Here is a 23,578-nt window from a genome sequence, read left to right as displayed (position 1 = left end):
GGTTTCCGATGTCCGACAGCCAGAGCAGCGATCCCGCGAACCTGCCCGATCCGCCGCCCTATTTCCGCGCCCATGTCTTCGTGTGCGGCAACCGGCGGCCGGACGGGCATCCGCGCGGCAGCTGTGCCGCGCTCGGCTCCGAGAAGCTGCGCGACTACATGAAGGTGCGCGCCAAGGAGCTGGGGCTGAAGGGGGTCCGGGTGAACCAGTCGGGCTGCCTGGACCGCTGCGAATTCGGGCCGACCCTGGTGATCTATCCGGAGGGGATCTGGTACCGGCCGCACACGCCCGAGGACGTGGACGAGATCCTGACGACCCATCTGCGGGACGGGGGCCGGGTGCGGCGGCTGATGCTGACCGAGCGGGACGTGGTGCCGAAGAAGGGATGACGGGATGGCGAGCCCGCTGGCCCGGCATGGTGACGGGGATCCGCGCCGCCCCCTGCGGAGGGGAGGGGAACCTGTCGGAGCCGTCCATCGGGCCGAGAGGACGGCCGCCGACCGGACGCCGGGGAACCGGGGCCGGCGGGCCCGGGCAGGCGAGGCCTTCCGGGCATGACGGCCCGACCGCCCTCGGCCCCCGCATGAATCCGCTCCCCGGCAGCGATGGCCGCACCATCTTCGCCCTGGCGACCGGCGCCGCGCGCGCGGCCGTGGCGGTGCTGCGCCTTTCCGGGCCGGGAAGCGGGCCGGCGCTGGAGCGGCTGGCCGGGCGCCGGCCGGCGCCGCGCCTGGCGACGCTGCGCCGGCTGCGCGATCCCGACACGGGCGAGGTGCTGGACCAGGCGCTGCTGCTGTGGTTCCCGGGCCCGCGCTCCTACACCGGCGAGGATGCGGCGGAGCTGCACCTGCATGGCGGCCCGGCGGTGGTGGCGGGCGTGGCGGCGGCGCTGGGACGGCTCGGGCTGCGGCAGGCGGAGCCCGGCGAGTTCACGCGTCGGGCCTTCCTGAACGGGCGGATGGACCTGACGGCGGCGGAGGGCATCGCCGATCTGGTGGCGGCGGAGACGCCGGCGCAACGCCGGCAGGCGTTGCGGCAGGCCGAGGGCGGGCTGGCGGCGCTGTACGATGGCTGGACCGTCCGGCTGACCCGGCTGCTGGCGCGGCAGGAGGCGGCGATCGAGTTCGTCGAGGAGGATCTGCCGGCGGATCTCGATGCGCTGGTGCTGGCGGAGGCGGCGGCGCTGCGGGGCGACATCGCGGCGCATCTCGACGATGGCGGCCGGGGCGAGCGGCTGCGCGACGGGGTGGAGGTGGCGATCGTCGGCGCGCCGAACGCGGGGAAGTCCTCGCTGCTGAACGCGCTGGCGGGGCGCGAGGCGGCGATCGTCTCGGCGCGGGCGGGGACGACACGGGACGTGGTGGAGGTGCGTCTGGAACTGGCCGGGGTGCCGGTGACGCTGGCCGACACGGCCGGGCTGCGCGAGGCGGCGGACGAGATCGAGGCGGAGGGCATCCGGCGGGCGCTGGAGCGAGCGGGGCGGGCCGATCTGGTGCTGGCGGTGTTCGCCGCGGACCGGGCGCCGGACGCGGAGACGCTGGCGCAGTGCCGGGACGGGGCGCTGGCGGTGGCGAGCAAGACGGATCTGGCGGCGGCGCCGGACCGGCTGGGCGGGCTGGTACCGGTCGGGGTCTCGGCGCGGACGGGGGAGGGGCTGTCGGCGCTGCGGGCACGGCTGGAGGCGAGGGTGCGGGAGATCGCCGGGCTGGGCGAGGCGCCGGCGCTGACCCGGCCGCGCCATCGGGCGGCGCTGGGCGAGGCGGTGGCGTGGCTGGCCGAGGCCGAGGCGGCGGCACTGCCGGAGGTGCGGGCCGAGGCGCTGCGCGCGGCACTGCGGGCGCTGGGGCGGCTGACCGGGCGGGTCGGGGTCGAGGCGGTGCTGGACTCGGTGTTCCGCGAGTTCTGCATCGGGAAGTGAGGCGGTGGGGGCGCGAGCCTCTTCTGCGGCGCCGGCGGGAGCGCGTATACCCCGCCCCATGCACGACGAATTCTGGGACGTGGTGGTGGTGGGCGGCGGCCATGCGGGTTGCGAGGCGGCGGCCGCCGCGGCGCGCTGCGGCGCCCGCACCCTGCTGCTGACGCATAGGCTGGCCACGGTCGGCGAGATGTCCTGCAACCCTGCCATCGGCGGGATCGGCAAGGGGCATCTGGTGCGCGAGGTGGACGCGCTGGACGGGCTGATCGGGCGGGCCGGCGACATGGCCGGCATCCACTTCAAGCTGCTGAACCGGAGCAAGGGGCCGGCGGTGCGCGGGCCGCGGGCGCAGGCGGACCGGGCGCTGTACCGGCGCGCCATCCGCTCGCTGCTGGCCGCGACGCCCGGGCTGACGCTGCGTGAGGCGTCGGTGGAGGATCTGGAGCGGGATGCGGGCGGCCGCGTCTCGGCCGTTCTCTGCGCGGACGGGGCACGGCTGCGCTGCGGCGCGGTAGTGGTGACGGCGGGCACCTTCCTGCGCGGCGTGATCCATGTCGGCGAACGGCAGAGCCAGGCGGGCCGGGTGGGGGATGCGCCTTCGGTGGGGCTGGCGCTGGCGCTGGCGCGTCTCGGCCTGCCCATGGCGCGGCTCAAGACCGGCACGCCGCCGCGGCTGGACCGGCGCAGCATCGATTGGGAAGGGCTGGAGGCGCAGCACGGCGACGACCCGCCGGAGCCGCTCTCCTGGATGACGGCGCGGATCGACAACCCGCAGGTGGAGTGCCGCATCACCCACACCACGCCGGCGACGCATGCGCTGATCCGCGCCAACCTGGACCGGGCGCCGATCTACACCGGGCAGATCGCCGGGACCGGGCCGCGCTACTGCCCCTCCATCGAGGACAAGGTGGTGCGCTTCGCGGAGCGCGAGCGGCACCAGATCTTCCTGGAGCCGGAGGGGCTGAAGGACGACACCGTCTACCCGAACGGCATCTCGACCAGCCTGCCGGCGGAGGTGCAGGCGGCGATGATCGCCAGCATCCCCGGGCTGGAGCAGGCCCGCATCCTCCGCCCCGGCTATGCGGTGGAGTACGACCACATCGACCCGCGCGCGCTGCGCCCGACGCTGGAGGTGCGGGCGGTGCCGGGCCTGTTCCTGGCCGGGCAGGTTAACGGCACCACCGGCTACGAGGAGGCGGCGGCGCAGGGGCTGATGGCCGGGCTGAACGCGGCGGCGCTGGCGGGTGGGATGGCGGAAGGGCGGGTGCTGGGTCGCGACCAGGCCTATATCGGCGTGCTGATCGACGACCTCGTGCTGCAGGGCGTGAGCGAGCCGTACCGGATGCTGACGGCCCGTTCCGAGCATCGCCTCGCGCTGCGGGCGGACAATGCCGGACCGCGCCTGACCGCGCTGGGCCTGGGCTGGGGCTGCGTCGGCGCGGAGCGGGCGGCCAGGCATCACGGCTTCGACGCGGCGCTGCGCGAGGCTCTGTCCCGCGCCCGGTCGGACGGGGCGACGCCGGCCCGCTGCAACGCGCTGGGTCTGCCGATCAACCAGGACGGTCGCTGGCGCAGCGTGCTGGATCTGCTGGGACTGCCCGGCATGCCCGTGGACCGCATGGAGGCGGCCTTTCCCTGGCTGGGCGAACTGTCGCCGGGACTGCGGACCCAGCTGGAGGCGGAAGCCCTGTATGCGCCCTATCTTCAGCGACAGGCAGCGGAGATGCAGGCCCTGCGGCGCGAGGAGGGCATCGCCATCCCGGACGGGCTCGACTTCGTGCGGGTCGCCGGTCTCTCGACCGAGATGCGGCAGCGCCTCGCCGCCGCGCGGCCGGCCACGCTCGGTGGCGCCGGCCGCGTCCAGGGCATCACCCCCGCGGCAATCGCGGCGCTGGCCGCGCATCTTCGCCGGGAAGGGGCGCGTTTCACGTGAAACACGCCACGCCCAGGGCCACGCCCGATGTTTCACGTGAAACGCAGCGCGCACTCGACGCCTATCTCGATCTGCTGCTGCGCTGGAACGAGCGGATCAACCTGGTCGCCGAGCGGGACCCGGCGGCGATCCGGCATCGACATATCGCGGACTGCCTCCAGCTCGCCGCCTACCTGCCGCCCGATGACGCCCCGCTCGGCGATTTCGGCTCCGGCGCCGGCTTCCCCGGCCTCGTCCTCGCCGCCGTCACCACCCGGCCGGTGCACCTCGTCGAATCGGACAAGCGCAAGGCCGCCTTCCTGCTGGAGGCAAGCCGCACCTTTGCCCTGCCGCACGTCACCGTGCACAGCGAGCGGCTGGAGCGCGTCGCCCTGCCGCCGCTCGGCGTGGTGACCGCCCGCGCCCTGGCGCCGCTCTCCAGCCTGCTGCCCATCGCCGCCGCGAGGCTGCGCCCGGGTGGCGTCGCGCTTTTTCCCAAGGGTCGCACCGCCGAGGCCGAATTGACGCAAGCCAATGCTGACTGGACAATGCACGTCGAGCGCTTCCCGAGCGTCACCGACGCCGCCGCCACCATCCTCCGACTGAGCGAGATCCGCCGTGCCGGCGCCCAAGACTGAGAGCGCGGCCCTCCGCGCGCCCCGCCCTCCACGCATCCTCGCCTTCGCCAACCAGAAGGGTGGCGTGGGCAAGACCACGACCGCGATCAACCTCGGCACCGCGCTGGCAGCCGAGCACAAGGTGCTGCTGGTCGACCTCGACCCGCAGGGCAACGCCTCCACCGGCGTCGGCCTGCCACGGAACGGGCGCGGGGAGGGGAGCTATGCGCTGCTGATCGGCGAGAAGCCGCTGGCCACGCTGGTCTGCCCGACCGCCGTGCCCAACCTCTCCGTCCTCTCCGCCGACAACAACCTCGCCGGCGCCGAGGTCGAGCTGGTCGGCCTGCCGGAGCGCGAGCGCCGGCTCCAGCAGGGCTTCGCCGCGGCGGCCGAGGCGCTGAACGCCTACGACTACGTGCTGATCGACTGCCCGCCCTCGCTCGGCCTGCTGACGCTGAACGCGCTGGTGGCGGCGGATGCCGTGATCGTCCCGTTGCAGACCGAGTTCTTCGCCCTGGAAGGGGTCAGCCAGATCACCCGCACCATCGAGCGCGTCCGGCGCGGCTTCAACCCGCGCCTGCGACTGGCCGGCATCGTGCTGACCATGTTCGATCGCCGCAACAATCTCTCCGAGCTGGTCGCCACCGACGTGCGCGGCTTCTTCAAGGAGGCCGTGTTCGACACCGTGATCCCGCGCAACGTCCGCGTCAGCGAGGCGCCCTCCCACGGCCTGCCCGTGCTCCTCTACGATTTCCGCTCGCCGGGCGCGCAGGCCTACATCGCCCTCGCGGGCGAATTGCTGCGGCGAGAGCGTCAGGCCTCGACGGCGGAGAAGGCGGCGTGAGCCGGAAGCCGGCCCGCCTCGGCATGGGCCTTTCGGCGCTGCTCGGCGAGATGCCGGATCCGGAGCCCGCCACGACCTCGAATGCCGAGGGCGGCTTCCGCACCCTGCCGATCGAGACGCTCGCCCCCGGCCCGTTCCAGCCGCGCGGCCCGATCGACCCGGAGGCGCTGCAGGAGCTTGCCGCCTCGGTCCGGGAGCACGGCGTGCTGCAACCGATCCTGGTGCGCCCCACCCCGGACCGGCCCGGCCATTACCAGATCATCGGCGGCGAGCGACGCTGGCGCGCCGCCCAGGCCGCGCAGCTGCACGAGGTGCCGGTCGTCATCCGTCCCCTGGGGGACCGCGAGGCGATGGCGGCGGCGCTGGTGGAGAACCTCCAACGCCAGGACCTCAACGCCATGGAGGAGGCGGAAGGCTATCGGCGCCTGCTCAGCGAATTCGGCCTGACCCAGGACGGGCTCGGCCAGGCCGTGGGCAAGAGCCGCAGCCACGTCGCCAACACGCTGCGCCTGCTGGCGCTGCCGGAGGGTGTCCGCACCCTGGTCCGCAAGGGCTCTCTCTCGGCCGGGCATGCCCGTGCCCTGCTGACCGTCGAGGACCCGGAGCGGATGGCCAACACGGTGCTGGTGCGTGGCCTGAACGTGCGCCAGACCGAGGCGCTGGCTGCCGCGCAGGGCCGGCCGCGCCCGGCCCGTGCCCGGGCGGAACGCGATCCGGAAACGGCGGTGCTGGAGCGGGACCTGGCCTCGCGGCTGGGCCTCAAGGCCGAGGTGAAGCATGACGGCAGGCACGGCCAGCTCGTCCTGCACTACCGCGACCTCGATCAGCTCGACGGCCTCATCCGGCTGCTGATGCCGGAGAGCTGACCGGCCGACGGCGCCGCCCGGCTTCCCGCCACGCGCGGGAATGCCGGCCGTTCCGGCTATCGCCGCGCCATCCGCGCGACATCCAGCAGCGCCATGCGCGCCACGGCGTTCTCCGGCAGCCCCGTGGTCTTGGTCCGCCGCTCCGTTTCCAGCAGCGCCGCGCCCGCGGCATCCAGACGCGCCGGCGACCAGAGCCGCAGCGCCCGCTCGAACGCCGGACGGTGTCGGAAGAACACCGGCGGCCGCAGCCCGGCCAGCGCCGTCTGCGGCGTGGCCCCGCCCTGCATCGCCAGCACGGCGGATTGCAGCCGTTGCAGATGCCGCAGCGCCGCCCGCACCACGCCCACCGCCGTCTCGCCCTCCGCGAAGGCGGCTTCCAGCGCCCGGTCGGTGGCGACGGCGTCACCCACCGTCGCCGCCATCAGCGCCTCCTCCAGGTCGAGCGTCGTACCCTCGCCGATGCAGGCGGCGGCGCCGTCCTCGGTGACGCGGCCGCCTTCCCCGACATAGAGCGCCAGCTTCTCCAGCTCACGCCGCATCAGCAGCCGGTCCTCGCCGAGACGCTGCGACAGCCAGTCCACCGCCCCGCGATCGGCCTTCACCCCAAGCTCGTCCAGGATCGCCACGATCGCCTGGCCCAGCTCCGCGCCACGCTCTCGGTAGCAGGCGATCACCAGGGCGCCTTCGGCCGGCTCCAGCAGGGCGCGCAGCCGCGAACGCCCCGGCAGCTCGCCGCCTTCCAGCAGGACCAATCCTCCGGGCGCCGCCCCAGGCCCCCCGCCGGGCCGCTCTGCCTGCAACACCCGTTCCGCCGCCGGCGCCAGGGCGTCGCCGGCGTCGCGTACCCGTACCACGCGGCGCCCGCCGGTCAGCGGCACCGCGGCCGCCTCGTCGGCCAGCAGGCGCGGGTCCCTGGCGGCCGCCTCGCGCGTCACCTCGGCCAGCCGGAAGGGATCGTCCTCGCCGCCCAGCACGGCGCGCAGCAGCATCGTGGCCCGCTCGCGCACCAGCCCGGCATCGTCGCCGTGCAGCAGCACGAGCCGCGTGGCACCCAGCGTCGCGCCGGGGGCGGCCAGGAAGCCGGCGACGCGGCGCGGCTCCAGCTTGGCCACGCGCCCGGCTCAGGCCGCCGACGGCTGCCGGCGGCGCTCCAGCGCCACGGCGACGCGCTCGACGATCTGCTCGGAGAGCGATTCCATCAGGCGCCGCTCCATCGCCTCGCGCGACATGTCGGCGGCGAAGTACTGCTGGTCGGGCAGGTTGAAGGCGTCGAGGGACCGGACCATGCCGCCGGCCAGGCGGTTCGGCGGCGCGGCGTTGTCGAACAGCGACCAGGTGGCCGTCGCCGTGTAGCGCAGGCGCGAGGGGGTACCGTCGCGCCGGAAGCCCTGCGGCTCGACGTTGAATGCCGTCGAGACGTTCAGCTCGTAGCTGCCCAGCCCGTCCGCCCCGGTCGGCGTCAGGTGGTTCTCGAGCGAGCGCTTCAGCAGTTGCCCGGATCGTTCGGGGATCGGCCCCACCCGCACCTTGGCAAGCTCCGCCGTGATCGGGCCGCTGCGCTGCGGCGACCCGGCCTCGCCGCCGCCCGCGTACATCGGCCGGAAGCCGCAGCCGCCCAGTCCGCCGAGCAGCAGCACCCCGCCGAGCCCGAGCAGCCGGCGGCGCCCCGCCTGGGGCTGCCGCGCGGGCTGCCCCACGGGAGGCCCGGCCGGGACCTCAGACGACGAAATTGACGATCCGGCCTGGGACATGGATGCGCTTCCGGATGGGGCGACCGTCGATGGCACGCTGCACGTTCTCCTCGGCCTCGGCCCGGGCCAGCACCTCGGCCTCCGGCGTGCCCACCGGCACCTCGATGGTGGCGCGCAGCTTGCCCAGCACCTGCACGGCGAGCTTCACCGTGTCGGCCGCCAGCAGCGCGGGGTCCGCCTCGGGCCAGTCCAGCTCCGCCACCAGCGCCTCGGCGCCGCCGTCCCGCCCCGCGGGCCGCAGCAGCGACCAAAGCTCCTCGGCCAGGTGCGGCATCATCGGCGCGGACAGGCGTGCCAGCGTCTCCAGCGCCTCGCGGCGCGCGGCCCCCAGGGCGGGGGCGGCATCGCCCGACGCCTCGCCGCCCGACGCCTCGCCGACCGCGTTGGTCAGTTCGTAGAGGCGCGCCACGGCGACGTTGAAGTTGAAGCCCTCCAGCGCCTCGGTCACGGCGGCGATGGTCCGGTGCGTCGCCTGCCGCAGCTTCCGCGCCGCCGAGCCCGGCTCGGCGGTCAGCGGCGCCTCCGGCGCCGGCAGCCCGCCGGCCGCGCCCGCCACCAGCCGGTAGAGGCGCTGGGTGAAGCGCGAGGCGCCGGCGACGCCTGCCTCGCTCCACTCCATGTCGCGGTCCGGCGGGTTGTCCGAGAGGATGAACCAGCGTGCCGTGTCCGCGCCGTAGCGGTCGATGATGCCGCCCGGGTCCACCGTGTTGTTCTTGGACTTCGACATCTTCTCGCCGCGGCCGACGGTCACGGCCTTGCCGGTCTCCCGCGCCACCGCCGTGCCGTCGGCGCGAACCTCCACCTCGGCCGGGTAGAGCCAGCGGCCATCGGCGGCGCGGTAGCTCGCATGCGTCACCATGCCCTGGGTGAACAGCCCGGCGAAGGGCTCCTCGGCGGCCAGCTCCCCGGTGTCGTGCAGGGCGCGGGTGAAGAAGCGGCTGTAGAGCAGGTGCAGGATCGCGTGCTCGATGCCGCCGATGTACTGGTCCACCGGCATCCAGCCATCCGCCGCCGCCCGCACCAGCGGCTCGCCGGCGCGCGGCGCGGTGAAGCGGGCGAAGTACCAGGAGCTGTCCACGAAGGTGTCGCAGGTATCGGTCTCGCGCCGCGCCGGGGCGCCGCAGGACGGGCAGGCGACGTGCTTCCAGGTCGGGTGGTGGTCCAGCGGGTTGCCGGGGCGGGAGAAGTCCACGTCCTCGGGCAGCCGCACCGGCAACTGGTCCTCGGGCACCGGCACGGCGCCGCAGGAATCGCAGTGGATCACCGGGATCGGGCAGCCCCAGTAGCGCTGGCGCGAGACGCCCCAGTCGCGCAGGCGCCAGTTCACCACGCGGGTGCCGGCGCCGAGTTCCTCCAGCTTCGCGATGGCGGCCAGCTTCGCCTCGGCGGTCGGCAGCCCGTCGAGGAAGCCGGAGTTGAAGGCGATGCCGTCATCGGTGAAGGCGGTGTCGCCCACCGTGAAGTCCTCGCCGGCATCGGCGGGCCGCACCACCGGCAGCACCGGCAGCCCGTACTTGCGGGCGAAGTCGAGGTCGCGCTGGTCGCCGGCCGGGCAGGCGAAGATCGCGCCCGTGCCGTATTCCATCAGCACGAAATTGGCGATCCAGACCGGAAAGGTCGCGCCCTCGATGAAGGGATGCGCGACGCGCAGCCCGGTGTCGTAGCCGCGCTTCTCGGCCTGCTCGATCGCCGCCTCGCTGGTGCCGAGCGCCCGGCATTCGGCGACGAATTCGGCCGCCTTCGGATCGCGCGCCGCGACGGCGGCGGCGATCGGGTGCTCCGGCGCCACGGCCAGGAAGCTCATGCCGAACAGCGTGTCCGGCCGCGTGGTGAACACCTCGGCCTCGGTGATTCGCCCCTCCGGCCCGGCCACCGGCTCGACCAGCGGGAAGCGCACGCGCGCACCCTCGGAGCGGCCGATCCAGTTGGCCTGCATGGTCTTCACCCGCTCCGGCCAGCGGGGCAGGTCGTCCAGCGCCGCGAGCAGCGCCGGCGCGTACTTCGTGATGGCGAAGAACCACTGCGACAGGCGCTTCTTCTCGACCGGCGCGCCGGAACGCCAGCCGCGCCCGTCGATCACCTGCTCGTTGGCGAGCACGGTGTTGTCCACCGGGTCCCAGTTCACCCAGCTCTCGCGCCGCTCGACCAGGCCGGCGCGCATCAGCCGCACGAAGAGGCGCTGCTGCTGACCGTAGTACTCGGGATCGCAGGTGGCGAATTCGCGGCTCCAGTCGAGGCTGAGCCCCATGCGCTTCAGCTCGGCGCGCATGTTGGCGATGTTCTGGTAGGTCCAGGCCGCCGGATGCACGCCGCGGTCGCGCGCCGCGTTCTCCGCCGGCAGGCCGAAGGCGTCCCAGCCCATCGGGTGCAGCACCTGGTGCCCGCGCGCCCGCTTGTAGCGCGCCACCACGTCGCCCAGCGTGTAGTTGCGCACGTGCCCCATGTGGATCTTGCCGCTGGGGTAGGGAAACATCTCCAGCACGTAGTACTTGGGCCGGCTGCCGTCCGGCACGTCGGGCACGGCGAAGCAGCCGCGCCGCTCCCATTCCGCCTGCCAGCGCGGCTCGGCGGCCCGGAAGTCGTGCCGCAGCTCGGCGGCGGGTTCGGGACGACCGGCCGCGGCGGCGGGCAGGGTGTCGGTCGGGCTGGGGACGTCGTTCATGGGGCTCGGCATTCGGGGGCGCGGCGGGCGATGCGGTGGGAAGGAAGGGCCAGGGATAGGGCCTGACCCGCGCCAAGGGAAGGGCGGGGCGGCCTCGGCAGGGATGCGCCGCCCGCGCGGTGCGCGAGTCCCTACGAGGCGGGGGGGCGGGGCGCGTCGGCGGATCGGCACGAGTCCGTAAGCTGCCCGCCCTAACCCTTCGGCGCGCGGGCCGGGCCCGTCGGGCGGCGGCCCTGTTCGGGCCGCCGGCTCCGACGCTACGCTCGGAACCGGGCGCGGAAACGCTTTCTCGGAACGGGAGCAGGGCGATGCGGCGGCAATCCGGCAAGGCGGCGACGCTGCTCCTGGCGCTGGTCCTGGCCGTGCCGCCGTTCGCCGGCAGCCGGGCCCAGGGCAAGGGCCAGAACCCATGGCCGGGCAATGCGGGGCAAGGCAGTCTGGGGCAAGGCAGCCTGGGGCAGGGCAACCCGGGGCAGGGCGCTGGCCCGGGCATGGCCGGCGGGAACGGCACGCCCGGCGACATGGCTTCCGGAAACACGGCGCTGGGTCAGGGCGTGCTGCAATTCGGCTCCCCCGACGGCTTCGCCCTGCGCATCGGCGTGCGCGTGATGCAGGGCGAGGGCGCCGGCGGCCCGCCCGGCGCATCGCCCGCCCCCCTGGCCGGCCTGCCCGCCACCCCGCCATCCGGCTGGCTCCCGCCCGCCGCGCCGGAGGGCCAGCTTCAGGGCTGGCAGCCGCCGGCCGGCCTGCCGGGCAAGCCGCCGGCCGCCGGCCAGAACGCCCTCCCGCCGCCATCCGCCGCCGCATCCCCCGCGGCACCGCTGTCGCCGCAGACGCTGCGCCTCGTCTCCTTCACCCCGGCGCCGCAGATCAGCGCGCAGGTGCGGGCGCAGATCCAGCGCAACATCGGCAGCAGCGCACCGCAGATCGCCGAGCCGCTGCGCCGCGTGCTGGAGACCGGCGCGCCCTGGCAGGAATTCGATGCGCTGCTGCTGCGCTACGGCTACTCGCCGCGCAACCTCGCCGACGTGATGACGGCCTACTACATCGTCGCCTGGGAGGTGGTGAACGGCGCCGACGCCTCCATGCAGACCGCCGCCATCGCCGCCGCGCGCGGCCAGTTCCTGAACGTGCTGCTGAGCGATCCCGGCCTGCCCGGCCGTACCGACGCGCAGAAGCAGGTCACGGCCGAGACGCTGGCCTTCCTGACCGTGTTCATGGCCGCCCTGCACCACCAGGCGGCGCAGGCCGGGCCGGACAGCGCCAACCTGAACGCGGTGCGGGAGATGGTCTACCAGCACGTCCGGGCCCAGGGCCTGGACCTGCGGCGGGTGCGCCTGACCGGCAGCGGCTTCGTTCCCGCCTGATGCCGAACGGCCGGGTCCGGGGCGCGGCGCCCGGCCGGCATTGGCCACCGGCCGGCCCGGGATGGCCCGGCCTGGGATGCTCCTGTCCGGCGCGGCCCGGTCCCTGCGTGTTCCAGGCCGAACGGAATGGCCGGGATGGGACGGTCGGGCCAGGGAGGGTCAGGCGGCGGCGCGTCCCGCCTGCGGGTCCAGCCGGTAGCCGCCGCCCTCGGTGAGCAGCAGCCGCGCGTTGGAGGGGTCGGGCTCGATCTTCTGCCGCAGCCGGTAGATGTGCGTCTCCAGCGTGTGGGTGGTGACGGCGGCGTTGTAGCCCCAGACCTCGTTCAGCAGGATCTGCCGCCCCACCGGCCGGCCGCCGGCGCGGTAGAGGTACTTCAGGATCGCCGCCTCCTTCTCGGTGAGGCGGATCTTGCGGTTGCGCGCCGTCTCCAGCAGCAGCTTGGCCGAGGGCCGGAAGGTGTAGGGCCCGATGATGAACACCGCGTCCTCGGAATTGTCGAAGACGCGCAGCTGCGCCCGCACCCGCGCGAGCAGCTCGTTCATCCGGAAGGGCTTGGCGATGTAGTCGTTGGCACCGGAATCGAGGCCGCGCACCACGTCCTGCTCGGCGTCGGCGCCGGTCAGCATGATGATCGGCACCTTGAAGCCCTGCCGCCGGAGCTTGGCGCAGAGGTCGCGCCCGTCGCCGTCGGGCAGGCCGATATCCAGCAGCATGGCATCGAAGCGCGCATTGTCGGCGGCGAGCTTCTGCTCCGCCTCGGCCGAGCTGGCGGCGCCGACCGGGGCGAACTCGCCGTCGACGGCGAACTGTTCCGTGAGCGTCGACCGCAGGGCGTCGTCGTCGTCCACGATGAGGATGGGACGCGAACCGGACATGCATTCTCCCAGCATACTCGATGCGCCCGATGCCGTGCGCCGTCGTCGCTCACGGCGAATCGACGCGAGACGCGCGGTCGTGAAGCCAGGGTGCCATCGACATCAGGCGTGGATCAAGGAATTGAACCACGGAACCGTGAACGGCTGTGATCGACAACACTTCTGTGCGCCTCCGGTTCCATGGCGTCGCGTCCGGTTCGCCGGCCGGGTGTGCCCCGGCTGCGCCCGGGCTGCATCGGACCGGCCCGCGCCGCCGGTCCGCGCCAGGCGGCATCCCGGGTGGCATCCCGCGTGGCATGACGCTTGCCACCATGGCTGCCATGGCCGCCACCAGTGGCTGCCACTGGAACCGCCGCGGGAAGTGCCGCCGGGGCTGGCAGCCGCCCCGGCAGCCGCCGACCCGGCGGCGTGATCCTCGTCCTCCAGCCCGCCGCCAGCCCTGCCGAGGCTCCCATGCTGACCGACCCGATCCGGCTAGCCAGCCGCGACCCCATCACCGGCGCGGTGCCCCCGCCCGCCGATGGCGGCCCGCCCCTGGACGACGAGGCGGCGGCGCCGATCCCCGGCAACCTCACCTTCGACCAGTTCCTGAGCGGCCTGAACCCCCTGCAGCATCTGCCGGTGGTCGGCACGATCTACCGCGCGGTCACCGGCGACGAGGCGCCGCCCGCGATGCGCGTGGCCGGCGCGGCGCTGTTCGGCGGGCCGCTCGGGATGGTGCTGGCGGCGGCCGGCGCGGCGCTGGAGCAGTTCCGGCCCATCCAGACCCTCGCCGCCGCGATCGGCGGCACGCCGGGCGGCGACGCCGCCACCGTGCTCGCCAATCTCGACGGCGCCGCGAACCGCGCGCTGGCCGAGGCGCCCGGCGGCACGGCATCCGCCGCCCGGGGCGCGGCTTCCGGCCTCCCCGCCGTCGGCCCGTCTCCCGCCGGCCTGCCCGCCGACAGCCCGGCCGCCGGCGATCCTGTCCCGCCGGGGGCCGGGCCGGGCCCGATGCGCCCCCCGCCCGAACCGGCGGCCGCCACGGCCCCGGTTGCCATGGCCGTCCCGGCAGCCGCTAATGTCGCTTCCAGCGCTGCCGTGTCCGACCCGGCGACGGGGCAGGACGCGGCTGGCCGCGCCGTCGCCGTCGCCGAACTGGGACAGATGCTCATGAGCCTGCGTACCGACCCCGCCATGGAGGCGCAGATCCGCGCCGCCTACGCGATCCATGCCCGCCGCGCCGGCTGAGCCGGGCTTCGGCATCGTCGTCCCCGATCCCGCCGGGGGCGGCGGCCCGAGCGCCGCCTGGCTGAGCTACAACGGCGCCGTGCTTCGCTGCGCCATCGGCCGCACCGGCGTGCAGCCGGACAAGCGCGAGGGCGATGGCGGCACCCCGCCCGGCCGCCTCGTGCTGCGCCGGGTGCTGTACCGCGCCGACCGTGGTCCGCCGCCGGCCTGCCGCGTGCCGGTGGAGCCGATCGCGCGCGACGACGGCTGGTGCGACGATGCCGACCACCCCGCCTACAACCGCCCGGTCCGACTGCCCTTCGCCGCCAGCCACGAGGAGCTGTGGCGCGAGGACCGCCTCTACGACCTGATCGGCGTACTCGGCTGGAACGACGACCCGCCGGTGCGCGGCCGCGGCAGCGCCATCTTCCTGCACGTCGCGGCACCCGACTTCGCGCCCACGGCGGGCTGCGTCTCGCTGCCGGAGGCGGAGCTGCGGCGGCTGCTGGCCTCGGGGCTGGCCGGGCTGCAGGTGCTGGCGGCCTGAGGACCGGCAGCGGGACATCCATCCCGTACCCTGCCCGCATCGGCCCGTCGGGGCGGCGCCTCCCCGGCTTCCGCGCCGCCGGCGTCGGCCGCTGCCCCGCCCGGATCGCGGCCCGCCCAAATCGCGGCCCGCCGCAGCCGCGGGGCCGGGCGGGCGCTGCGCGGCGCCTGCCACGCCGATCCGCCCGCCGCGATGCCGGTTGCAACCGCACCGTTTCCGATCCGTTGGCGCCGCATGTCGCACGCCCGCCACACGGTCCTGATCCTGCTGGCCTTCCTGGCCGTGCTGCTGGTGCTGGCATCGCACGCCGTGCTGCTCTTCGGCGCCGCCATCCTGCTCGCCGTGGCGCTGCGCGGCCTCGCCGATCCGCTGGCGCTGCGGCTGAAGATCCCGGAGAAGCTGGCGCTGCTGCTGGTCGCCGTGTCGGTCCTCGGGGTGCTCTGGCTGGTGGGCTGGCTGGCGGCGCCGCAGCTCCAGGCGCAGGCCGACAGGCTGATGCAGGAGCTGCCGAACAGCCTCGCCCGGCTGCGCGAGTGGCTGTCGCACACCAGCATCGGCGGCGCGCTGCTGCGCTGGGTGCAGCCGGAGCAGTTCCAGAGCCAGGGAGAGCGCGCGGCGCAGATGGCGGCGGGCGCCGTGTTCGGCACCTTCAGCGCGCTGGGCGACACGGTGTTCTTCCTGCTGATCGCGGTCTATCTGGCGCTGGACCCGGCCCCCTACCTGCGCGGCCTGCGGATGCTGTTCGCCCCCTCGCTGCGCCGGCGCGTGGACCGCGTGCTGGCGGAGGTCGGGCGCACGCTGCGCGGCTGGCTGGCCGGGCAGCTCGTGGCGATGGTGCTGGTGGGGCTGCTGGCCTTCCTCGGCCTCTGGACGCTCGGCGTGCCGCTGGCGGCGGTGCTGGGCTTCCTGGCCGGTCTGCTGACCTTCGTGCCGGTGGTCGGCGCCTTCGTCTCCGGCGCGCCGGCGGTGCTGATGGCGCTGGCGCAGGACCCCACCCTGGCGCTCTGGGTGATCGGCCTGTTCCTCGCCATCCACGTCATCGAGGGCGACTTCGTCACGCCCTACGTGCAGAGCCACGCCGTGGACCTGCCGCCCGCCATGCTGCTGGCCGCGCAATTCCTGCTCGGCGCGCTGTTCGGCCTGATGGGGCTGGCGCTGGCCGCGCCGCTGATCGCGGCGACGCTGGTGGTGATGCGCCGCGGCTACGTGCAGGCCTGGGTGGAAGGCGACGAGGACGACGCGGCCGAGGCGCTGCCGGCCTTCGAGGATGGCCCGCGCGAAACGGTGGCCACGGTGCGGGCGAGGGAACAGCCCGCCGCCGGCGGTCCGGCGCCCTGAACCGGGCGGTCTGGACTGGGTGGCTGGACCGGCCGGATCTGGGCCGGGCGATCTGAACCGGGTGATCTGAACCGAGTGATCTGGGGGCCCGCCACCCTCCCGGACCGGCCGACCCGGGGCCGCCGCCCCGCGTCGCACCGGCCGCCCGGCTACTTCGTCGTGTAGCCGCCGTTGATCAGCACGGTCTGGCCGGTCATCCACCAGCCGTCCGAGACCAGGAAGCGGATGAAGGGCACCACGTCCTCGATGTCGGTCAGGCCGGTCTTCGAGAAGGCCGAGAGCGCCGCCGCCGTGCGGTGGTAGGCCACGGCGTCCTGCCCCTCGGCCGGGTAGAAGAAGGGCGTATCCATCGGCCCCGGTCCCACCGCGTTCACCGAGATGCCGCGCGCGCCGAACTCCTTGGCCGCGGCCCGCGTGAAGTGCTCCACCGCCGCCTTGGTGCCGGCATAGGTGGCGTAGAAGGGCGTGAAGGCACCGAGCAGCGAGGTGACCAGCGTCACCAGCTTCCCGTTGTCGGCGAGTTGCCGCCCGGCCTCGCGGATGAACAGGAAGGCGCTCTTGGCGTTCACCGCCGCCATCTCGTCGTACTCGGCCTCGGTGGTCTCGACGATCGGCTTCTTCAGCACCTTGCCCACCGTGTTGACGGCGATGTCCGGCCGCCCGAAGCGCGTCACGACATCGGCGAACAGCCCCTTCACGGCGGCGCCGCCGGTCAGGTCCGCCTGGAACAGCGCCGCCTCGGCACCGGCGGTCTGCACCGCCACCAGGGTCTCGCGCGCCGCCGCCTCGGTCGCGGCGCTGTTGTAGTGGATCGCCACCGCCCCCGCGCCCTGCCGGGCGAGGTCGCGCGCGATCAGCCCGCCGAGATTCTTGGCGCCGCCGGCGACGAGGACGACCTTCCCCTTGATGCTGTGGTCCATGATGCTGCGATCGGTCATGCGTCCGGCTCTCCGAGTGCGGGATGGCCCGGCGGGCGCATCCATGGATCGCAACCTGATCTTCCGGCCGCCGCGCATAAACCCGCGATCCTTGACAGGACCTGTCGTGGATCGCGAACAATCCGGCCATGGACCGCCTCGACCAGCTCCGCGTCTTCGCCCGCGTCGTCGAATGCGAGAGCTTCACCCGCGCCGCCGACACGCTGCGGATGCCGCGCTCCTCGGTCTCCACGGCGGTGCAGGCGCTGGAGGTGCGGCTCGGCGCCCGGCTGCTGCACCGCACCACCCGCCGCCTCGCCCTCACCGAGGAGGGATCGCTGTTCTACGAGCGCTGCGTCCGCCTGCTCGGCGACCACGAGGAGGCGGAGGCGCTGTTCCGCCGGGACGGCGCGCCGGCGCAGGGGCGGCTGCGGATCACCGTGCCGGGCCGCTTCGGCCGCCTCGTCCTCGCCCCGGCGCTGCCGGAATTCCTCGCCCGCCATCCCGGCATCGCGCTGGAGATGAGCGTCACCGACCGCCCGGTGGACCTGTTGCAGGAGGGGATCGACGCCGCCATCCGGGTCGGCGCGCTCGGCGACACCAGCCTGATCGCCCGCCCGGTCGGCGCGCTGCCGCTGGTCAGCTGCGCCAGCCCCGACTATCTCGCGCGGCACGGCACGCCGCGCACGCCGGCCGACCTCGCGGGGCACCAGGTGGTGGGCTACGCCTCGCCCGCCAGCGGGCGGGTCGAGCCGTGGGAGTATGCGCGGGGCGGCGAGGTGCGCACCCTGTCGCCGCCGCGTCGGGTGACGGTGAACTGCGCGGAATCCTACATCGCCTGCTGCCTCGCCGGGCTCGGGCTGATCCAGGTGCCGGCCTACGACGTGCGCGCGCATCTGGAGGCGGGCGAGCTGGTGGCCGTGCTGCCCGACTACGCCGCGCCGCCGATGCCGCTCGCCTTCGTCTATCCGCACCGGCACCTGTCGCGCCGGCTGCGGACCTTCCTGGACTGGGCGGTGCCGCTGCTGCGGACGCGGGTGCTGGGGGCGGGCGGGGGGTGAGGCGGGTGACGGCGCGTCCTATCGTGGCGGTGGTTCCGCCAACTTCTCGACCTCGATCAGGGCCAGACGCATGACGTCGCAGTCGCTAAGGCGGTAGTCCCAGTCGGGCCTTGACCTCGCGAGGGGCGGTATCCGGCTCAGCCGCTCGACGAGCGCGGGCGGCGGCGGATAGTAGATGCCTTCCGCATGCACGCCGCGCGCGATCGACTGGACGATGGCCGGCACAACGATGGACTCGAAATCCGCACGATCCATGTAGTCCGGGCCGTATCGGCGCGCCATGTCGCGCGGATCGCCTGAGCCGAAGAACTCCCGGCTGTCCACCGGTGTGCGGTAGATGGCGTTGTCACGGATGATGAAGCCGAGTCCATGCTGCATCATCGCGCGAGAGAGAAGCAATAGCGCCTGCGGGCGCAAAGGCCCCCTCAACCCCATGTCGAATTTGCTGCTGTCCCAACAGGTGGGGCTGTACCTGTCCGGCACGACGAAGAGCAGGATGACCATCGCCATGCCGGCCATGAGGCCGGGAACGATCAGCCACACGGCCCATCGCATCGCCTTCCTCATCAGCGAACCGGCCCCCATGTTGCGCGCCTGAGGGTCAGTGTTCCATCGGGGTTGTACTCGGCTTCTGCTTCGACATCCTGTTGCCGCCGATAGGCCATGTCGAAGGGTCGTGCCTCACCGGCGCGTTCCAGCGTGGCGGCCTCGCCGCCGCCCGGCTGGCCGGCGTGGAAGTCGAACGGCTCGCTATCCGTCCCCCGCTCGGTATTACCGAAGCCGTGCGAAACGGTCCCACGGATTAACAGACGGTTCCCATCCCGCCGAGCGCTGAATTGGCCGCGGGACGCGACGTTGTTCTGCCCGAAAGCGAGGTAGGTCGCCGGATTGGTTATGATGCTCCCGGCGGTGTCCGCAATTCTCTCCAACCTGCCAGGCAAGCTTTGAGCCGCCTCGTTATTGCTCGTGGGGTAAGCGGCATCGTAGCCGTCTTCGAAGGCGAGGGTCTCCCCATCGTTCAATTTGCTCAGGCGCGTGACTTGGGAATTGGCCCGCGTTCTTCCGACAAATGTACCCCGCTCCATTCTGCTGCGGTTGCGATCTTCCTGCGCCATCAGCGGATCGAATTGCGCGATCTCCTCGCTTGTGTAGTCGCGCCGCCCACCGACCCCGCTGCGATAGCGGCGTAGATTTTCCGCGGCGGTTCTGAAGCCTGGGCTCAGCGCCGCCGCGGCATCGAAGCCGAGTTGAGTCCGATCGAAAAAGGTACGGGCATCCGACAGTTCCTGTTCGTCAGGATCGAGAGAAGGCCGGAGCGATTCCATCCAGTCGCTCATCGCCGGATCTCCGAACGGCAGTGATGAAGCTCGACCCGCAACGTCCATTCCGTTTCGCCATTCGGGCCGATCCAGCCATCCCGACGCAAGCCGCGGTCACGCTGGTAGGCTTGGATCGCCTCGTGCAGCATGCGATCGATGTAATGGTTCAATTCGCCATGGTGGCGATAACGCCCCAAATGCCACAGGGCAGCCTTGGTCCAGAGAATATCCCTGGGATGGTTGGTTTGGCCGTTCCCTACCACGTCAATGAGCAAAGATGTCGGGGGGGGGGGGGTTATAGAGCTTGCGAGAGGCATGAACAAACTCCGGAAATCTGCCGCGAAGCATACGGTATAGGCTGGAGCAGGCCAAGTAAATTTTCCTATAATAGGAATATTTATGATAAATCTTGACGCTCGGCGGCATGTCAGAACGAATAAGTAACGAAGATGTCTTCGGTGGCACCAAGTCGTCGGTTATGCCTCGCCCGCCAGCGGGCGGGTCGAGCCGTGGGAGTATGCGCGGGGCGGCGAGGTGCGCACCCTGTCGCCGCCACGGCGGGTGACGGTGAACCGCGCGGAATCCTGCATCGCCTGCTGCCTCGCCGGGCTCGGGCTGATCCAGGTGCCGGCCTGCGACGTGCGCGCGCATCCGGAGGCGGGCGAGCTGGTGGCGGTGCTGCCCGACCACGCCGCGCCGCCGATGCCGCTCGCCTTCGTCTATCCGCACCGGCACCTGTCGCGCCGGCTGCGGACCTTCCTGGACTGGCCGGTGCCGCTGCTGCGGGCGCGGGTGCTGGGGGCGGGCGGGGGGTGAGGCAGGTGACGGCGCACCCCGCGCCGTGCTCGGATCGGTCAGGGAATGGCCGCAGGCGTGGGTGGTGCCGATGACCGATATGCCCCTGATCCTGGAACGCCACGGCGTCGTCTTCGAACGCCACGTCCACCGTCACGACGGTCTCGATCTCGTCGTCTGGATCGTCCGTCCGCCCGGCCCGGGGCCGTTCCCGCTGCTGGTCCAGAACCACGGTTCCGGCATCGGCATGGGCGCCGACGGCACGCCGACTGGCGATCCGTCGCGCCCCACCATCGACCCGGACAACCCGGCCTGGGCACGCAGCGCCGCTGGCGGGGTCCTGTCCCTGTTCCCGGAAGGCCGGGGCTATGGCGGTTCGGCGGGCCCGGACCCGTTGGCCGTGGTGCGGCGCGGCACCAGGGCCACCTTCGAGATGCTGCTGGGCCGCGCCGGGGATGCCAATGCCGCCGCCGACTGGGCCTGCGCGCGACCGGACGTGGACGGGGCGCGCTGCGTCATCACCGGCGGCAGCCATGGCGGCGTGGTCTCTCTGCTCGCCGCGGCGCAGCGGCCCTATGGCGGTGTCATCGCCCAGGCCACCGGCGCCGCCTACGGCCACATGGAGGCGAGCATCCGCCCGATCGCCAACGCTGCCGCGCGGATCACGGCGCCGGTGCTGTTCCAGCATCTGCGCACCGACACGCTCGTGTTCCCCGAAGGCGCCAGGCACATCTTCGAATGGAGCAGCCGCTTCCGCCCCGCGCAGCGCTGGCGTGACTATCCCGGCGAGCCCGGCATCGAGGGGCACCACACCTTCGCCCCCGCCAACTGGCGGCAGCTTCTGCCGGACTACCTGGCCGCCCTGCGTGCCGGCTTCGCCGCCACGCCTACCGCGCCGGAGGTCCCGCCCGAGCAGTGGACGACCCTGGACTTCCTGTTGCCCGGCCCATTGCCGCCCGGTGCCGCGGGCTGGTGCGGGCGCTTCGGCGCGGACGGCCCGGACGCGATGGTCGTGCTGGACAGCGGGCGGCTCGTCTATGCCTGGAAGGACGCGGATTCCCGTGGCTATGCCGAGGCGGCGATCGGCCATCGCGGCGACGCGCTGGCCGCTGAGCCCTGGCCCGGCGTCTCGCTGCTGCTGGAGCCGCTGCCCGGGAACGCGTTCCGGATCACTTACGAGGCGGGCAGGCAGCGGGCGACGGCACGCCTCGATCCGGTGACGCCCTGAACGCGCCGCGCACGCCACCCAGCCGGGCGCCCTACCCCGGCACCCGCACCTCGCCGCGCCCGTACAGCACGGCATGCCCGCCCAGCCGCACGCGGTCGCCCCGTCGCTCGCACCACAGCGTGCCGCCGCGCGCGCTCGCCTGCCGGCAGACCAGACGCTCCCGCCCCAGCCGGTCCGCCCAGAAGGGCACGAGCTGGGTGTGCGCCGCCCCCGTCACCGGGTCCTCCGCCGCGCCGACCTTGGCCGAGAAGTAGCGCGAGACGGCGTCGTACTCGCTGCCCCGCCAGCCCGCGCCGGGGGCCGTGGCCGCCACGCGGGCCGGCTGCGGCGGCACGCCGGGGGCCGGCTCGCCATCCGGCAGCGCCGCGATCCGCGCATGGTCCGGCCGCAGCGCCAGCACCTCGTCCGGGCTGTCGAACAGGCAGATCCAGTCGCGCGCCTTCCACACGGCGCGCGGCGTGGCGCCCAGCGCCTCCACCAGCCCAGGCGGCGCCGCCACCGGCACCGGCGCCCAGGCGGGGAACTCGAGCACGAAGCGTCCCTCCTCCTGCGCCACGCCGAGCAGGCCGGAGGCGGTGTGGAAACGCAGCGGGCTCTCTTCGCCCATCTCCGTCGCCAGCACGAAGGCGCTGGCCAGGGTGGCGTGGCCGCAGAGCGGCACCTCCTGCCGCGGCGTGAACCAGCGCAGCTGCCAGCCCTCGGGCCCGGCGACCAGGAAGGCCGTCTCGCTGAGGTTGTGCTCGGCCGCCATGGCCTGGAGCACCGGGTCCGGCAGCCAGCGCGGCAGCGGCACCACGGCGGCCGGGTTGCCCTCGAAGGGGCGGGTGGCGAAGGCATCGACGAGAAACAGGGGCAGCCGCATCGGACCTCACCGGATGCCCGGCGGCCTGGCGCGGCGCCGGGGCGGGGCCGGCACCGGCCCGCCGCCGCAGGCTGGCCCCGGGGCGCGCCGGCTGTCCAGCGCGGAGCCTTCCCGCGCGGACCGCGAGGTCCGGCGGGCTGCCGCGCGGGGTCGACACCGCGCCGACCCCGGATGCCGCGCGGGACGCAACGGCGGCGCCGGGGCCCGCCGCCTGCGCCGGCCCGCCTTCCGGAACACCCTCCTGTCCGCCTATCCCCGCCGCGCCCAGAGCGCGAACAGCCCCACCGCCGCCGCCCCGATCCCGAAGCCGGCGCGGTACCCGACCGCGCCGATCAGCGCGCCGAAGGCGATCGAGCCCAGGCTCTGCCCCAGGAACAGCGCCATCACGAAGGCGGAGACGGAGGTGCCGCGCGCCTCCGGCAACGCCTCGGTGGCGCGTGCCTGCAGGGTGCCGTGCAGCAGGAAGAAGCCGAAGCCGAGCAGCGCCTGGATCGGCGCCACCACCCACCAGGCCGGCGCCACGGCGATGCCGGCGAGGCCGAGGCCGATCAGCACGCCGCCGCCCACCAGCATCCCCGACTCCCCGAGCCGCGCCAGCAGCCGCCTGGCCAGCCGCGTGTAGGCGAAGGCGCCGAAGCCGAAGCAGGCGATCACCAGCCCCGCCTCGCCCGCCGTGTGGCCGAGATGCTCGATCAGGAAGGAGCCGATGAAGGGGAAGGCGCCGCCGACCAGCAGCCCGCCATCCAGGAACGCCGCCAGCAGCAACCGCCGACCCGCCGGCTGCCGCAGCAGGCGGAGATAGGAGCGGAAGCCGCCGCCCCCCGCCACCCCGGCCGGCTGCCACAGCGCCGGCCCCAGCCGCCAGGCCAGCAGCGCGCCGACGAGGCAGGCCACGGTGCCGAACAGCGCGAAGGCCAGGCGCCAGCCCCCCGCCTCGCCCGCCACGCCGACCAGCGGTCCGGTGAGCAGGAAGGCCATCACGGAGCCGGTCAGGAAGCGGCTGATCGTCGCCTGCCGCTCGGCATAGGGCACGGTGTCGCCGAGATGGGCGAGCAGCAGCGGCATCACCGCCCCGGCGAAGGCCCCGCCCAGCGCGCGCAGCAGCGCCAGCGCCCCCAGGCTGCCCGCCAGCCAGGCGGCGGCGAGATGCGCGAGGCCGTAGAGCAGCAGCGCCACCGCCACCATGCGCAGCTTGCCGAGGCGGTCGCCGAGTGGGCCCATCACGACCTGGCTGAGCCCGTAGGGCAGGGCGAAGGCGGCCACCACGGCGCCCATCTGGCCGACCGCCACGCCGAAGTCGCGCGCCACCATGGGCAGCAGCGGGTCGAGCAGGCGGATGCCGGCGCTGGCGCAGAAGCCGCCGGCGGAGAGCAGGAGGAGGGAGGGGGCGGTCAACAGGCGGGCCTTTCGGGGCTCCGCCCCGGACCCCGGCAGGGAGGCGCTGCCTCCCTGCACCCTCCGCCAAGGGGCGAAGCCCCCTTGGATCCCCCGT

22 protein-coding genes and 1 pseudogene are annotated in these 23,578 nt (G+C 73.8%); 13 read left to right on the top strand and 10 right to left on the bottom strand.

The window, feature by feature from the left end; genetic code table 11:
• Positions 1 to 8: 8 nt before the first annotated feature.
• The 6 genes from M0638_RS16795 to M0638_RS16770 all read left to right on the top strand — a co-directional run bounded on the left by M0638_RS16795 (position 9) and on the right by M0638_RS16770 (position 6,154).
• Positions 9 to 389, top strand: a complete 381-nt coding sequence (locus M0638_RS16795; RefSeq protein ID WP_248668154.1) for a (2Fe-2S) ferredoxin domain-containing protein — start codon at positions 9 to 11, stop codon at positions 387 to 389.
• 194 nt (positions 390 to 583) lie between these two features.
• Entirely contained in the window at positions 584 to 1,918 is a 1,335-nt protein-coding gene (gene mnmE / locus M0638_RS16790) for a tRNA uridine-5-carboxymethylaminomethyl(34) synthesis GTPase MnmE (protein ID WP_248668153.1), read from the top strand.
• Between the two features lie 58 nt (positions 1,919 to 1,976).
• Positions 1,977 to 3,848, top strand: coding sequence for a tRNA uridine-5-carboxymethylaminomethyl(34) synthesis enzyme MnmG (gene mnmG, locus M0638_RS16785; protein ID WP_248668152.1), 1,872 nt, complete (start codon positions 1,977 to 1,979; stop codon positions 3,846 to 3,848).
• Positions 3,845 to 4,465: a 16S rRNA (guanine(527)-N(7))-methyltransferase RsmG gene (gene rsmG / locus M0638_RS16780; protein ID WP_248668151.1), complete on the top strand. Its 621-nt coding sequence runs from the start codon at positions 3,845 to 3,847 to the stop codon at positions 4,463 to 4,465. Before mnmG ends, rsmG begins: the two co-directional genes overlap by 4 nt.
• Entirely contained in the window at positions 4,446 to 5,288 is an 843-nt protein-coding gene (locus tag M0638_RS16775) for a ParA family protein (RefSeq protein ID WP_248668150.1), read from the top strand. The genes rsmG and M0638_RS16775 overlap by 20 nt, the downstream gene beginning before the upstream one ends.
• Before the next feature lie 23 nt (positions 5,289 to 5,311).
• Complete coding sequence (locus M0638_RS16770; protein WP_248668228.1) at positions 5,312 to 6,154, top strand: ParB/RepB/Spo0J family partition protein; 843 nt, start codon at positions 5,312 to 5,314, stop codon at positions 6,152 to 6,154.
• A 56-nt stretch (positions 6,155 to 6,210) separates the two neighbouring features.
• On the opposite strand, the gene holA is transcribed toward M0638_RS16770, so the two are convergent.
• The 3 genes from holA to leuS are packed head-to-tail and all read right to left on the bottom strand — an operon-like array spanning position 6,211 to position 10,567.
• Positions 6,211 to 7,266 carry a DNA polymerase III subunit delta gene (holA, locus tag M0638_RS16765; protein WP_248668149.1) on the bottom strand — a complete coding sequence of 352 codons (1,056 nt, stop codon included), beginning with the start codon at positions 7,264 to 7,266 and terminating at the stop codon, positions 6,211 to 6,213.
• Between the two features lie 9 nt (positions 7,267 to 7,275).
• On the bottom strand, positions 7,276 to 7,851 hold the full coding sequence (gene lptE, locus M0638_RS16760; RefSeq protein WP_248668148.1) for an LPS assembly lipoprotein LptE: 576 nt from the start codon (positions 7,849 to 7,851) through the stop codon (positions 7,276 to 7,278).
• Positions 7,852 to 7,870: 19 nt separating this feature from the next.
• Positions 7,871 to 10,567: a leucine--tRNA ligase gene (gene leuS / locus M0638_RS16755; RefSeq protein ID WP_248668147.1), complete on the bottom strand. Its 2,697-nt coding sequence runs from the start codon at positions 10,565 to 10,567 to the stop codon at positions 7,871 to 7,873.
• A gap of 308 nt (positions 10,568 to 10,875) precedes the next feature.
• Between leuS and M0638_RS16750 the strand changes: the two genes are divergently transcribed.
• Entirely contained in the window at positions 10,876 to 11,934 is a 1,059-nt protein-coding gene (locus M0638_RS16750; protein WP_248668146.1) for a DUF6683 family protein, read from the top strand.
• A 159-nt stretch (positions 11,935 to 12,093) separates the two neighbouring features.
• Here M0638_RS16750 and M0638_RS16745 read toward each other — a convergent pair whose 3' ends face one another.
• On the bottom strand, positions 12,094 to 12,810 hold the full coding sequence (locus tag M0638_RS16745) for a response regulator transcription factor (RefSeq protein WP_248668145.1): 717 nt from the start codon (positions 12,808 to 12,810) through the stop codon (positions 12,094 to 12,096).
• Between the two features lie 453 nt (positions 12,811 to 13,263).
• On the opposite strand from M0638_RS16745, the gene M0638_RS16740 reads away from it, so the two are divergent.
• From M0638_RS16740 to M0638_RS16730, 3 genes are all read left to right on the top strand, one after another.
• A complete protein-coding gene (locus tag M0638_RS16740; RefSeq protein WP_248668144.1) occupies positions 13,264 to 14,040 on the top strand; it encodes a hypothetical protein in 777 nt (258 codons plus the stop codon).
• Complete coding sequence (locus M0638_RS16735) at positions 14,021 to 14,566, top strand: L,D-transpeptidase family protein (RefSeq protein WP_248668143.1); 546 nt, start codon at positions 14,021 to 14,023, stop codon at positions 14,564 to 14,566. The genes M0638_RS16740 and M0638_RS16735 overlap by 20 nt, the downstream gene beginning before the upstream one ends.
• Before the next feature lie 234 nt (positions 14,567 to 14,800).
• Complete coding sequence (locus tag M0638_RS16730) at positions 14,801 to 15,904, top strand: AI-2E family transporter (RefSeq protein ID WP_248668142.1); 1,104 nt, start codon at positions 14,801 to 14,803, stop codon at positions 15,902 to 15,904.
• A 149-nt stretch (positions 15,905 to 16,053) separates the two neighbouring features.
• Here M0638_RS16730 and M0638_RS16725 read toward each other — a convergent pair whose 3' ends face one another.
• Positions 16,054 to 16,827, bottom strand: a complete 774-nt coding sequence (locus tag M0638_RS16725; RefSeq protein ID WP_248668227.1) for an SDR family oxidoreductase — start codon at positions 16,825 to 16,827, stop codon at positions 16,054 to 16,056.
• A 143-nt stretch (positions 16,828 to 16,970) separates the two neighbouring features.
• Here M0638_RS16725 and M0638_RS16720 point away from each other — a divergent pair, with 143 nt between their 5' ends.
• On the top strand, positions 16,971 to 17,882 hold the full coding sequence (locus M0638_RS16720; protein ID WP_248668141.1) for a LysR family transcriptional regulator: 912 nt from the start codon (positions 16,971 to 16,973) through the stop codon (positions 17,880 to 17,882).
• A gap of 18 nt (positions 17,883 to 17,900) precedes the next feature.
• Here M0638_RS16720 and M0638_RS16715 read toward each other — a convergent pair whose 3' ends face one another.
• Genes M0638_RS16715 through M0638_RS16705 form a run of 3 tightly spaced genes read right to left on the bottom strand, consistent with a single transcriptional unit; the run spans position 17,901 to position 19,476 of the window.
• Positions 17,901 to 18,437, bottom strand: coding sequence for a hypothetical protein (locus M0638_RS16715; protein ID WP_248668140.1), 537 nt, complete (start codon positions 18,435 to 18,437; stop codon positions 17,901 to 17,903).
• Positions 18,438 to 18,448: 11 nt separating this feature from the next.
• A complete protein-coding gene (locus M0638_RS16710) occupies positions 18,449 to 19,219 on the bottom strand; it encodes a hypothetical protein (protein WP_248668139.1) in 771 nt (256 codons plus the stop codon).
• Complete coding sequence (locus M0638_RS16705; RefSeq protein ID WP_248668138.1) at positions 19,216 to 19,476, bottom strand: peptidoglycan-binding domain-containing protein; 261 nt, start codon at positions 19,474 to 19,476, stop codon at positions 19,216 to 19,218. The genes M0638_RS16710 and M0638_RS16705 overlap by 4 nt, the downstream gene beginning before the upstream one ends.
• A 247-nt stretch (positions 19,477 to 19,723) precedes the next feature.
• Here M0638_RS16705 and M0638_RS16700 point away from each other — a divergent pair.
• Both M0638_RS16700 and M0638_RS16695 read left to right on the top strand, forming a co-directional pair.
• Positions 19,724 to 20,017 (top strand): annotated as a pseudogene (locus M0638_RS16700) (LysR substrate-binding domain-containing protein); the annotation flags it as partial.
• A gap of 70 nt (positions 20,018 to 20,087) precedes the next feature.
• Entirely contained in the window at positions 20,088 to 21,224 is a 1,137-nt protein-coding gene (locus M0638_RS16695; protein ID WP_248668136.1) for an alpha/beta hydrolase family protein, read from the top strand.
• A gap of 31 nt (positions 21,225 to 21,255) precedes the next feature.
• Here the strand turns inward: M0638_RS16695 and M0638_RS16690 are convergent, their stop codons facing one another.
• Both M0638_RS16690 and M0638_RS16685 read right to left on the bottom strand, forming a co-directional pair.
• Positions 21,256 to 22,086: a PhzF family phenazine biosynthesis protein gene (locus M0638_RS16690; RefSeq protein WP_248668135.1), complete on the bottom strand. Its 831-nt coding sequence runs from the start codon at positions 22,084 to 22,086 to the stop codon at positions 21,256 to 21,258.
• 249 nt (positions 22,087 to 22,335) lie between these two features.
• Entirely contained in the window at positions 22,336 to 23,481 is a 1,146-nt protein-coding gene (locus tag M0638_RS16685; RefSeq protein WP_248668134.1) for an MFS transporter, read from the bottom strand.
• Positions 23,482 to 23,578: the final 97 nt, after the last annotated feature.

It is taken from the genome of Roseomonas acroporae, assembly GCF_023223525.1.
Lineage (GTDB): Bacteria > Pseudomonadota > Alphaproteobacteria > Acetobacterales > Acetobacteraceae > Roseomonas_E > Roseomonas_E acroporae.
The sequence above is the reverse complement of the archived record's forward strand: the minus strand, read 5'-3'. Positions and strand labels throughout refer to the sequence as shown.